Annotated in this window: 13 protein-coding genes; 6 read left to right on the forward strand and 7 right to left on the reverse strand. The window is 46.8% G+C overall.

The annotated features are described in order from the left end of the window. Positions 1-88 precede the first annotated feature (88 nt). From A3Q3_RS0111825 to A3Q3_RS0111850, 6 genes are read left to right on the forward strand one after another with little or no spacing between them, the layout of a single operon-like run. Positions 89-1138 (forward strand): MoxR family ATPase, encoded by a 1050-nt coding sequence (locus A3Q3_RS0111825; protein ID WP_020183800.1) that lies wholly within the window; start codon positions 89-91, stop codon positions 1136-1138. Positions 1139-1166: 28 nt separating this feature from the next. Next, positions 1167-2054, forward strand: a complete 888-nt coding sequence (locus A3Q3_RS0111830) for a DUF58 domain-containing protein (protein WP_020183801.1) — start codon at positions 1167-1169, stop codon at positions 2052-2054. 23 nt (positions 2055-2077) lie between these two features. After that, a complete protein-coding gene (locus A3Q3_RS0111835) occupies positions 2078-3022 on the forward strand; it encodes a hypothetical protein (RefSeq protein WP_232418418.1) in 945 nt (314 codons plus the stop codon). Further along, positions 3022-3987 carry a VWA domain-containing protein gene (locus A3Q3_RS0111840; RefSeq protein WP_020183803.1) on the forward strand — a complete coding sequence of 322 codons (966 nt, stop codon included), beginning with the start codon at positions 3022-3024 and terminating at the stop codon, positions 3985-3987. The genes A3Q3_RS0111835 and A3Q3_RS0111840 overlap by 1 nt, the downstream gene beginning before the upstream one ends. Beyond that, on the forward strand, positions 3984-4547 hold the full coding sequence (locus A3Q3_RS0111845; protein WP_020183804.1) for a hypothetical protein: 564 nt from the start codon (positions 3984-3986) through the stop codon (positions 4545-4547). The genes A3Q3_RS0111840 and A3Q3_RS0111845 overlap by 4 nt, the downstream gene beginning before the upstream one ends. Continuing rightward, a complete protein-coding gene (locus A3Q3_RS0111850) occupies positions 4544-5500 on the forward strand; it encodes a vWA domain-containing protein (RefSeq protein WP_020183805.1) in 957 nt (318 codons plus the stop codon). The genes A3Q3_RS0111845 and A3Q3_RS0111850 overlap by 4 nt, the downstream gene beginning before the upstream one ends. 118 nt (positions 5501-5618) lie before the next feature. Here the strand turns inward: A3Q3_RS0111850 and A3Q3_RS0111855 are convergent, their stop codons facing one another. Genes A3Q3_RS0111855 through A3Q3_RS0111885 form a run of 7 tightly spaced genes read right to left on the reverse strand, consistent with a single transcriptional unit; the run spans position 5619 to position 12523 of the window. After that, a complete protein-coding gene (locus A3Q3_RS0111855) occupies positions 5619-7247 on the reverse strand; it encodes a pilus assembly protein TadG-related protein (protein ID WP_020183806.1) in 1629 nt (542 codons plus the stop codon). Continuing rightward, positions 7225-7500, reverse strand: coding sequence for a DUF3613 domain-containing protein (locus A3Q3_RS0111860; RefSeq protein ID WP_020183807.1), 276 nt, complete (start codon positions 7498-7500; stop codon positions 7225-7227). Before A3Q3_RS0111860 ends, A3Q3_RS0111855 begins: the two co-directional genes overlap by 23 nt. A gap of 17 nt (positions 7501-7517) precedes the next feature. Then, on the reverse strand, positions 7518-8207 hold the full coding sequence (locus tag A3Q3_RS0111865; protein ID WP_020183808.1) for a hypothetical protein: 690 nt from the start codon (positions 8205-8207) through the stop codon (positions 7518-7520). Further along, positions 8204-9118, reverse strand: a complete 915-nt coding sequence (locus A3Q3_RS0111870; RefSeq protein ID WP_020183809.1) for a type II secretion system F family protein — start codon at positions 9116-9118, stop codon at positions 8204-8206. The genes A3Q3_RS0111865 and A3Q3_RS0111870 overlap by 4 nt, the downstream gene beginning before the upstream one ends. Before the next feature lie 2 nt (positions 9119-9120). Then, entirely contained in the window at positions 9121-10029 is a 909-nt protein-coding gene (locus A3Q3_RS0111875) for a type II secretion system F family protein (protein ID WP_232418420.1), read from the reverse strand. Positions 10030-10034: 5 nt separating this feature from the next. Beyond that, positions 10035-11303 (reverse strand): CpaF family protein, encoded by a 1269-nt coding sequence (locus A3Q3_RS0111880; protein WP_020183811.1) that lies wholly within the window; start codon positions 11301-11303, stop codon positions 10035-10037. Positions 11304-11308: 5 nt separating this feature from the next. Further along, a complete protein-coding gene (locus A3Q3_RS0111885) occupies positions 11309-12523 on the reverse strand; it encodes a hypothetical protein (protein ID WP_020183812.1) in 1215 nt (404 codons plus the stop codon). Between the last annotated feature and the right edge of the window lie 4 nt (positions 12524-12527).

The raw sequence follows: 12527 nt of genomic DNA on the forward strand, positions 1-12527 counted from the left end.
ACAGTACATCACTACGAATAGTCGTGTGTCATTCAATAAATCAGGTTGATTCATCCTTCAAAACGATTAGAGATTACAGAGGAAATTTATGTCACCACCACTAGATCATCAATTAACGGACTGGCGTAGCCATGCATTAAAGCTAGAAAAAGAAGTTAAAAATGTCATCGTAGGCCAAGATAAAGCGATTCGGCTCATGAATATCGCCATTTTTGCACGCGGGCATGTATTGCTTGATGGTGGTGTGGGCGTAGGTAAAACGACATTACTGCAATCCATTGCGCGTGGCATTGGTGGGGCCTATGAGCGTATTGAAGGTACGGTCGATTTAATGCCCAACGACTTGATTTACCATACTTTTCTGGGGCCAGATGGTCGCCCACAAATTGATGAGGGCCCACTGTTGCGCGCTGGCGAAAAATTATCGGTGTTCTTTTTTAATGAGATTAATCGTGCTCGGCCACAAGTGCATGCGCTGATGTTACGGGTCATGGCAGAACGCCATCTCAGTGCTTTCAAAAAAGAATATCGCATGCCGCACATGATTGTGTTTGCTGACCGTAACCAAGTAGAAAAAAATGAGACATTTGAAATTCCTTCAGCTGCGCGCGATCGTTTTATGATGGAAATTCCGATTGAAATTCCAACGGATCGTGACTTAAAGAAATCTCTGATTTTCAATACTAAATTCCAACATGCAGAAAAACTGACTCAGCAAGTTGAAAGTGGGATTCTACAATTTGATCAACTGAATGCTTTCTCTGACCTGTTACAAAACCACATCAAATCAAGTGATGTATTGGAAGAGTATGCCCTAGATTTATGGGATGCAACTCAACATCCTGAGAAGTTCGGCGTGACAATGGAAAGTGTCGATGTTTTGCGTGTTATTCAAAACGGTGCAAGTCCACGTGGTATGGGTATGCTGCTTAAAGCCGCGCGCGTAAATGCTTGGTTAAATGGACGTGACAGTCTGTTTCCAGAAGATATCCATGCAGTATTCCATGAAGTGATTTCGCACAGGTTGGTATTTAACTCCATGTATGAAAACCGTAGAACCGCTCTGGCAAGGGAGCTCACGGCCAATATTATGAGTACCGTAGCTGTGCCTAGCACTACTTTTAGCAAAGCGGCTTAAGCCATTCTGGTAAAAATAGGGCAATCAAATGAGCTTATCTATACGTAATGCAGCAGACCCAACTTATGCCAAACCTTTTGAATATGTAGTCTCCTGGAAATCCACAAGCATACAGTTGGGGGACCATCGCGGCACTCAGCGCGGTCTAGGTTTGGAGTATCGCGGCAACGTTAACTTGGTGGATTACCCCGATGCAAGGCGTATGGATATCAGGCAAACGCTACGAGACCCTTTTGAGCAAGTGCAGGTACGGCAGTTTAATCAAGAGAGCACCACGCCGATCTATGCTGTTTGTGATTTATCTAGTTCCATGCAATTTAAGGGGCGCCAACGCAAGCTGGATAAAGCGATTGAGGTTTCGACAGCAGTTGCAACCTCGGCCTATCAAACGGGCGACTTATTCAGTTTTATTGGTTACAACACCCATGTGCTTGAAGATTTCACGCTCCCTTTAAGTCGTAACTTGCATCAATCAAAAGAAGCAATTGCGCAGTTGCATCACTATCAAACAATGCGCGTTGGGGTAGAGGGTTTGAACGATGTGCCTAATTTTATCGGACAAAGCCGAGGCTTGGTGTTTTGGATATCAGATTTTCACATGCCACTGAGTTTGATTGAGAAAACACTGACTGCTATGTCCGCACATCAGGTGATACCAATCGTGCTGTGGGACGATGAAGAGTATAAAAAATTACCCAAGTTTGGCTTTGGCACCATGATAGACCCAGAAACTGGCCTGAACCGTACGTTGTTTTTTAGAGCTGAAGTCAGAGCAAAATTTATTTCAGTATTCAATGCACGTAGACACGCGCTGGAGGCTTTGTTTTTGAAATTTGATAGCCCAGCGCTTTTTATGCACGGTGATTACAAGCCAGAAACCATGACCCATTATTTTGAACAAAATATGAACCTATGAAATATAACCTGATGAAAAAATTGATGGCAACCATTCGCAATACAGCGCATTTGCTAGCGTGTCTATTAGCTGCAAGCTTGGTATTTAATGTATCTGTAGTCAGTGCAGAAAATAGCGTATCAGAACCAAAAATACGCTCGCTAAGCAATCCAAGCAAAAATTATAGTGTGCATATTGGTGATCAATTAAACCGAAAAATTGTGTTTGATGTGCCAGCGCCTTACCAACTGGTCAGTACTGCTTTACCCAAAAAAGGCACTAAAGATAAAGGGATTGAGTTGGTCGCAATCACGATAGAAACTGAACAACAAAAAACTAGCACCACCTATACCGTTGACCTCAGTTATCAATCTTTTATCAACGCCAACTCACCAACAGTCATGCAATTGCCAGCAGAGAAATTCACGTTTACAGGTGCTGGGAAAAGTATGGCAATAGCGCTACCAGCTTGGGGTTTTTGGTTCTCGCCGTTAGTTACTGGCGGCATTGAAACCGCTATTAAGAGTATGCAGCCAGAGTTTAGGCCTCCACTTGTCGATATCAGCACACATCAAACTCGTCTCACTATATTTGCTGGCATGTTGATCATCAGCTTACTCACGTTGCTGTATATAAATGCCGATGGTCAGTGGTTACCATTCATGGGAGGCGCCTTTGCAAAAGCGCATAGACAATTAAAGCGCTTATCCAGAACATCCGCTGTGAAAACGACAGAAGATGAGAAACAGGCATTGGTTTATATCCACCAAGCCTTTAATCAGCACTATGGTGCAAATATTTTTGCACGTGATATAGAGCGGTTCATCACGTTACGTCCAAGTTTTAGGAAAATGAAAAATGACATTGAGCAGTTTTTTAATGACTCCAATCAATCCTTATACGCAGTAGAAACACGTGATAGTGCAAAAATCATCACAAATCTAGTGCTATTAAGTAAGCAACTGCGTGATTGTGAGCGAGGCATTTAATGGAAATTCTTAACCCTTGGGCTTTTGCGCTCTTACCCATTGCTCTGCTGCCGTTTTGGCTTAAAGGCCATCAAGGTAAGATATACACGTGGCTGGAGATGCTGCCTGAAGATTTGCTTTCAGACAGGCTAAATCTAGCAGTGAAAGTCATTACCGCCTTGCTTCTGGTGACCATTGTCATTGCCTTGGCATCACCTCGTGGCCATGATGAAAAAATACAGCGCACAGGTAAAGGTGCGCAAACAGTCATGGTGATCGACCGCAGTGTGAGTATGGACCACCCTTTTGCTGGAGACTCCTCAGGCAATGCAGCGGAAATAAAATCTGACGCTGCACGTCGCATCATCACGCAGTTTATTGATTCTCGCCCAGTGGACATGATGGGGGTCGTTGGGTTTACAAACTCTGCGCTGTATGGCATAAAAATCACTACCAATCGTGATGCAATTCATGCCGCTATTCTAGCGGCTACTAGTCCATCGCTTAACCAAACCAATATCGGTGCAGGGTTGACTGAGGCCGTAGGCTTGTTCGATAAAATTCAAAGTTCTGGTTCTAGGGCCATTATTTTGCTCTCAGATGGCGCAGGCAAGCTGAGTCCGCGCGTTAAATTTTTATTAAGCGAGCGTTTGAAAAGCCGTGGTTTAAGTATCTATTGGATTATGTTGCGTGAGCCAGGAGAGCCCAGCATTTTCACAAAAGAAGAATATGAGGAGACGCGCGTACCCAACTCTATCGTGTTACACAAATACTTTCAGTCATTAGGTCTTAAGTACAAAGCTTACGAGGCAGATAACCCTGAAACCTTGCAATCGGCCATTAGCGATATTGATGCGCGTGAGAAAAAAGCCATTAAATACAATGAAACAATCGCGGGCTATGATTATTCAAGGCTGTTCATCATCATAGCGTTTGTATTGGGTTTACTTATTGTAGCAATCAAAAACTTGAGGGTGTATGCATGACGAATAGAATAAATCGTAAGAATCAGCTGCTAGGGTTGGTATTGTTGGCAGGGTTATTAGGCACTGCCTATGAATGCTATCAAATCAATAAAATAGGTAAAGTGAACCGTGCATTACTTTCGGGGGAAGTGGTAAGTGATGAAAGTTACCCATTTCATAAAAAATTCTCAGATGCCTACCAGCAAGGAAAAACGGGCCATTTTAAACATGCTATACAGGGGTTTGGTCAGTTGCTTGCACCACCTAAAATGCAGCAAGAAGACACATTTGCCATCAATCAAAATCTAAAGTCACAGATTCATTTCAATATAGCCAACAATCTATTTCGCTCTGGTTTACAGCGGTTAGTGACAGCAGAAGGTGAAATTCAAGAAGAGGCAAAGTTTGATTATATGCAGGCAAAAGCCTCTTATGAGCATGCGTTAAAGCTAAACCCTAATGCACAGGAGGCCAAATTTAACTTAAGTTTATTGCTCTCCGTCATTCCAGGAAATATAAAAACAGTCGCTCAAGATCCATCCGGGATGGAGATTAGTAATTTGCCACAAGGTTTGCCATGAAAAAACTTGTTTCCACGTTAAAAGAAAATTATGAAACAGCGCTGTTGGTGTTGGCTTTACTGTTCTTGTTGCTTGCGCTCATTAAGCCGCAGATACAACTGAAGCAAGCCGTACATAACTACTTGTTAGTTGCCGATATATCGCAAAGCATGAATGCAGAAGATATGAAGGTCAATGATCAGCTAGTCAGCCGTCTGGCCTACACACAACACCTCATGAAAGAGGTTGTGAAAAGCTCACCTTGTGGTACTTATGTCAGTGTTGGTGTATTTGCTGCTGAAAATGTGGCCTTGCTATTTATGCCGTTAGAGGTATGTGCGAATTTCGATATCATTACTGACGCTATAGAGCATCTGGAATGGCGGATGGCGTGGAGTGGCAATAGCCGCATGACTTTTGGGGTAAAGGCAGCTGAGGCTACTTTTGAGTATCTAAATATCCCGGCACAAATGCTCTTTTTTACAGATGGCGACGAAGCCCCTAAAGCCAACGGTATTAATCGGCTGGATATTAGCAATGTGCGTATTGGTCAGCATGTTATTTTTGTGGGGGTAGGTGGCCATGAACCAGTGCCGATTAAACGGTTTAACGCCAATAACAAATTTGTAGGGTATTGGGGTACAGATGCCGCGGCTGAAAGTGCTGGTGGGGGCATTATGTATAACGATGCAAGTAAAGATGATCCGGATCCGCCAGTTGCTTATGCAGAGTTTGATCGCTTTCTATCAAAACTAGATGTAGAACATTTGAAAGATATGGCGAGTGAAATTAAAGGTCAATATATAGAAGCAACAGATAAACCAGAGTTTTATGCATTTGTTCAATCACAAACGCCCGCCGCAAAATTTGTAACGGGGTATTCTGTGCGTTGGATATTTTTATTGTTAGCTGCATTGCTGGTGATTGCTACTTATGTACCGTATTTACTCTCACATCACTTTGGTCGGCGCTAACCATCTATCAAAAGTAGGAGACCTGATCACTGACTAGATATCCCAGAATAAAAAAATGCATTTTATAGCGATTGGTAACTAGGTTTTCTAACTTAACTGCTTGAAATCTGTGTGGGATTTATATCACTAAGGGCCTGGCCTGACGGTATTGCAAATCATCAAGCGTGACATCCATACCACCCACGCGGATACCTAGCAGACTGAGCAGGGGGTCTAGCAACACCCGTCCTATCTCTGACAATAGCGGCCTGACAAGCGTAGAAACAACATTATTGATCAGCCCTAGATTCAATACACTCAAGACAGTCACATTCACCGCGCTAGGCTGCCCTAATGCGTTTTCCAGGCTGCTGCCAACTGGGCTGGCAACTGACTGTGTTTGTGGCAAATGATCTTCCACCGGGTGTGCGACGGAATACTCAAGCGTTTGTGGCGTGGGTGGCTGAATAGGCAGGTTCAATCCAATATCTGCAACTGGTAGGTTCAACAGCGTTGATACTCTCGCTGGCCCCGTCCCGGCATTATTGGTGAGTGTGAGTGCAGCAATGCCAGGGCTAGCCTCTATTTCGACATCCGTTTCGCTACCATTTTGCTGAATGGAGCGCAGCCCGGCGGAGCCTTGTGCAACCTCTGCATTCAGCGCAAGGTCAATACGCGCAAGCAATGGAATGCTGACTAGCACACCGACCCGCGTTCTGATTTGTGCTGTCCGCGCGATGGTGCATAAATTGCCATTACCCGCTGCAGGGCCGACCGTGAGTTGTGGTGGTTCAATGACGGTCACTTGTGCATTAATACTGGTGATGGAGGGCAGGTTAATCCCCAACGGTAGGTTTATGGCATTGGTGCCATTGGCAATCATTGCTGTCGTAGTAATCAGTGATAACGCATTGAGACCTACCGTGGCAGCGGCACTGGTATCAGGCGTGGTCACGGCAAGTACATCCCCTAGTTTTAGCGTCGCATTTTTTACGGCTACAGCCGCAATACTTTGCATCGCTGACACTGCTTGTACATCAGCCGCACCACTTTGCCCTGCGGCGTTGGCAAACAGTTCGAGCAAGTCTGCAACTTGCATATTGGCATCTAATAAATCCTCTAAGGTGCCAACCTGCCCAGAAACAGCCAGCATGTCTTGCAATGTGATTTGGGTGCCTGCGATTCCGCGATAGCTCAGCACATCCAAGTTGAGCGGCCCACCCAGCATGCCACCTAACAGCCCATTCAATAGCACGGATTGTTGACTGCTAAGACTCACAGTAAAACTACCCACACCAAAAGCTGCCCATGGTGCATCTGCTACTGACACCGCCTCGGCACGCAAGGTGACTGTGCCACCCATCAGTCCGCCGGCAATCAGGCTACTGGGCACCTCTGTTGTTGTTCTAACGTAAACGGCTTCACTGCTACCATCAGCGGTAAACTGCCGTATGCCTTGTACTGTATCGAGCCTGCCTAGCAAGACTTGATTGGGGTTGGCAGAAAGTTGCCCACCAAAGCCGTTATTGCTGGCCGCTAGCTGCGCCATTTGGATGACATTTTGCAGGTTGGCGTTACAGCCAAGATGGCGTGAAGCATGGATGGCAGCCATGTCCGCGATGGATTGCAGATGCCTTTGTTGCATCCAGAGGCGTCCACTGTCTACTACTAAGGCAGTTAACAGCAATACCGTCAGCAAAACCAATATCCCCGCGAGCCCAATAGCGCCGCGCTGATACTGGTACTTAGCGGCTGATCGGCGTCTCATGCCCGTAAAACTCCGGAATCGGTTTTTCAAAGCTCTTGAGGTAGCGTTTATGTACTTTATCCATCACCTCACCCGAGATTGGCTGTGCTTGGGGTGAGGCGGATTTTCCTGAGCGTTGTAGCTCCAACCATTGTTGCGTGGACGATGGCGCATGCGCTTCTATCGATGGCGTTAGCGTTGTCTGCACATCGTCTGCCATGGCGTTGTTCATACTGAACAATCCACTTAGCATGAGCATAATGATTCGTTTCATGATGACCTCCGTGCCGTTTAGGGCATTGCTTCGTTGTTTTCTTGCGCTAGTTTTTTCAATTGTTGCATTGCTTCCGAGGCGACCCCGAACTGCTTGGCAAACGCCTCAGCCTTGGCAGTGTCTCCCTGTTGGTAAAGCAGCATCACTAGATTATTGGCAGCCTGTCGATAATCCGGCGCAAGTTCCACAGCAGTAAGAAACTCATGCAAAGCAGCTGTGGATTCGCCAGATTGCATCAGCACATACCCATAATCATTGCGGATGGTATGTTCGGTTGGCAGGGCATTGCTGGCGGCCTTGAGATGGCGAAGCGCCTCCTGTTGATTGCCGGTTTCGCTGGCAATCAACCCCAGACCACGGTACGCATATCCGGATACGCAGCTATTCACCAACTGCGCATAAATGCTCTGTGCCTGTAACGCACGCCCGGTTTGGCGTAAAGCATCTGCACGCAGTAGTTCTGCGTGTTCATTTTTGATGTTGGCTGCATCAAGGTGTGCAATGGCGGCATGTGGCTTGCCTTCTGTTAGCATCTGTCGAATCAGCGCAAGTCTGGTCGCTTCTTCCGTAGAGATTTCTGCGCATGCCTTACCAGTGCTGCCTTTTGTCTGCTGCACGGATGTTGTCTTATTATCGGCTGCCATTGCATGTGGCAAGCCATACGTCAATGCCCATGCGAGCGCCATCCATAGTGTGATAATTTTCATAAGCCACTCACTCCTTTTAATGCTTTGGCCAAGCCCATAAATCCGGGGCCTGCCAGAAATATCATCAGCGCCGGGAACAAGAATAGAATCATGACAACCGTCATTTTGGCAGATAGCTTGCTGACATATTCACGCAACTCCGATACTTGGCGTTGCTCCACCAATGTCGTATATTCTGCTAAAGAGTCTCGGATGTTACCGCCATAACGCGTGACCTGTTTAAGCATTGCAATCGTGTCATTCAGCTCAGGCACCTCCAGTGGTGCGGCCATCTCAACCAATGCATCTGCTCTGTCCTGACCAGTTTGTATGCGTTTGATGACCAGATGTAACTCATCCGCGAGATTCGGAATTAGATCTTTTCCCTGTTGCTCAATCACCAACAATATATGCTCCATCGATAGACCTGCTTCAAATAGCATACGCAGTAGATGCAGAAATGGAATGACTTCTTTGCGAATAGCATCACGCCGTTTTTGCGCTTGCCAACGTAGCAAGCGACGAATGGCTACGAACGTGGCTGCGAACACAAACAGAAAATGAAACAGCACATTCACCCAAGTGTCCTGATTCAAGACGGCATAAAACATTGCAATGACGCCAAGCGCGACAGGCAGTACCCATGCCATCAGTAGGAATATTAACCTTGCCTTTGCGCCATGCCACCCGGCTTGCACTAGTAAGCGATGTATTTCCGCCATTTCACTTCGGGACACTTTTTCTAAGACATCATGCAGCGCTTCTTCAAGGTCTAGCGGCCCGAGATGCGAGATGTGTATCCCTTCTTGCTGCAAGGCTTCCCGAAAACGGCGCTGAATATGCTTTGGATGGCTGTTCTGTTGTGTGCTGTATAGCAAGAGTCCTGCTGCCAGCAGCATGAGCGTTATGGTGATCCACCACAAAAGGCTCATCTTCAAACGCTCCGCAACATCCGCCAAAGAAAGAATGCACCGAAACCTTGCAGTGCCAGCGCGGTAATCATCATGGTTTTGCCTGTCTCGTCATGTAGCAGCATGTTCAAATAACTAGGGTTCATCACCATGATATAGGCCGCAATTGCAATCGGCGTTAATCCAAGCACCCATGCTGATATTCTGGTTTCTCCTGTCATGGCTGCCAGTTCTCGACGCGCCAGTTCCTGCTGGCGCACCATTTTTACCACGCTATCTAACATGTCACGCGGGCTGCTGCCGTAGTTGTTGCTGATACGCATGGCCAACGCAATCAGGTTAAGCTCACGTAGGCTATGTAGTTTGGCAGCCTCGGTGAGATTCTCCACCATGTCGGCTCCTAAGTCTGCTGCCCGAATCACGCGATCCAACACGTAGCGTAGCGGAGGTGGTGTTTCATCCGAGGCAAAACGAATGGCATTTTCTAAGCTGCGACCGGTACTGAGGCTACGTAATATCTGATCAATAAACAGGGGGACTTGGGCAATGATTTGCATCTGACGGCGATGTAAGCGGCTGTATGGCAGCAAAAATCCAAAAATAAATATCGCCATGCCAGAAAACAGGACAGCACCAATCACACCATAAACAAGCCAGCCCACTATGCCAATAGAAACAAATGCAAGCGAGATGGTAATGACATGTTTTTTTTGTAATTCAAATCCAGCATAGATAGAGGCGCGCACTTTGAATCGATGCCAGTGACTCTGACGAATGCCCGGTGCTACACCTGATACAGTAGCACCTAGAGGTAGCACCTCCATGAAATGGCGCATCATACGTTCTCGCAGGCGCCTTTCCTTAATGCGACTATGTACGCCAATGGACAGTAGCAACATCACTGCTGCTACCAAAATCAATGATACTGCCATCGTATTCATAGCAGCCCTCTGATGGGTAAGTCCTGCAATTTTTGATTGCATGGGCGAACCCCAGGGTGTGCAAAACGCCCTGTCGTTGCGTCATAGGCATATAGCTCATTGAGTACAAAATGGCCATCGCGCACACCCACAACCTCAGTAATCGAAATGACTTTGCGCTGCCCATTGGGCATGCGGGAAATTTGCACGACTAGCTCAATCGCGGCTGCAATCATTTTGCGCAAGGTGCTTTCTGTACCTTGAAATTTGGCTAATCCAGCCAGCATTTCAAAGCGTAGCATGGCATCTTCGGGGCTGTTTGCATGCACCGTACTCATACAACCGTCGTGCCCAGTATTCATTGCCTGAAGCACATCCATCACTTCTTCGCCACGCACCTCGCCCAATATGATACGGTCGGGTCGCATGCGCAAAGAGTTTTTTACCAGATCGCGCGCAGTAATTTCGCCACTGTCATCTATATTGGGTGGTCTAGTTTCAAGCCGCACCACATGGTCGTGTTCCAGTTGCAGTTCAGCCGCATCCTCGATAGTGACAATACGCTCAGTATGCGGAATGAAACGGCTCAATACATTCAATAGTGTTGTTTTACCTGCACCCGTACCGCCACTCACAATGAGATTACAGCGACGATTCACTGCAGCTGTCAGAAAAGCCAGCATGTCATTGTCAAGCGTGCCGTACTGCAATAAATCGCCAGAAAGCAAGGGCTGCTTGCTGAATTTACGAATAGATAAACATGGGCCATCTAACGCCAAGGGAGGAATAATGGCATTCACACGGCTACCATCTGGCAAGCGCGCATCCACCATGGGGCTAGCTTCATCTATACGGCGCCCCAAATGGGCAAGAATACGTCGGATAACGCGCAAGACATGCTCATCATCAATAAATCGCAGTGTGGTGGTTTCAAGCCGTCCATCCCGCTCTATAAATATCTTTCTAGGACCGTTCACCAAGATGTCATTAATGCGATCATCCCTGATCAAGCTTTCCAGTGGGCCATAGCCTGCCAGCTCATCTACCACATCTTCTACAAGGTTTTCTAGATCGTAGCCACTGATCGGTAGATGCCGTTCTGCAATATACGCAATCACCTTTTCTCTTACATAAGCCGCTATTTCACCGCGCGCCAGATCAAGCAGCCCAACATGGTCGCGCTCAATTTCTGCAATCAAGTGCTGATGTAGTTGAAATTTGAGCTCTTGATAGTCCTGTGCTTCTTTCAGGCCATAATCAACACCCTTTAGCAGAAAATTCATCATAAGCCTTAATGCCTTTCACTCGTGTGAGTGACTGCGGAAATCAATTTGTGAAGTAGGCCGTGTTTTTTCTCTGTATGCGAGGTAGGGGCATCCAGCAGTTTTTCTGCCAATTTGCGCACACTTAAGCTATAGGGATCATTGGGCGATAGATCAAACATGCTCTCGCCAGAGTTCATGGTGGCCAAGCGCGCCATACCGGAGGATGACAGGGTAGTAAGCAATGGCAGACCAAACGATTGCGCAATACTCTCAGCGTCTGGCGGCATTTTGGATAAGTAATGATCCACCACCACGCCTGCGTTATTCAATAGCACTTTTTCCTCGCGCAGATGCTTGATAAGGTGCATATTTTGGCGGCAACTGGGTACGCTTTGCTCAACAAGTAAAATGACTTGATCCACATTGCCCAATAACAGCAGTAGGAAATCAGAACCAGCCATACCGCCAAGATTTACGATGATTCTGGAAAAATGTCGGCGCAAACTGCGTAAAAGCACATAGACATCTGCTGCGGTAAATTGTGCGCCCGTCCAAGGATCTTCCGGCATGGAGAGCACGGTTAAACCACTTTTGTGTTTACCAAAGCCGTTTTGAATAAGCGTGGAATCGATTCTTCGCAAGCTACGAATAGCATCAATAAAACTGTAAGAAGCAGTTAAGCCAAGGTATAACATGGCATCACCATGTGGTATGCCTAGGTCTAGCAGAAGTGTAGGTTCTGTCTCTTGCACGGCTAAGGCAAGGTGTAGCGCAAGCATGGGGGAGTCGCTACCTGGTCGCGCGCTAATCACCGCAGTAATCTTACCTCCCTGATCTGCTTGCGTTGCATGCAGGGCAGCATCACGTGGAATCAAGCGTTTGACCACAGCGGACACTTCGCTTACTCGCGTGCCGATTTTGATAAAGTCACGCGCACCCAAACGCATCACGGTGAGTAGCAAATTCTGATCAAAAGAATCAGCAACAATAATCACCGGCAGAAAAGGCTTAGCTGCAATAATGCCTTCTATCAGTAATGTTTCTTGTCGGTAGTCCAGCGGGTTAAGCTGCACAAAAATGGTAGAGGCACCAATGGCATCCGAGAGTTGTACCACGCGCTCTATGGAAGGTGCGTCAGCGGGAATCACCTCGCCCTCATCCTTGAGCGATTGGCTTAACCATTGCATGCATTCCTGCGTACTTGTAATGGCAATAAAGCAGTTGCGTTCATGTTCGCTCATCTTT

It is taken from the genome of Methylotenera sp. 1P/1 (assembly GCF_000384355.1).
Lineage (GTDB): Bacteria > Pseudomonadota > Gammaproteobacteria > Burkholderiales > Methylophilaceae > Methylophilus.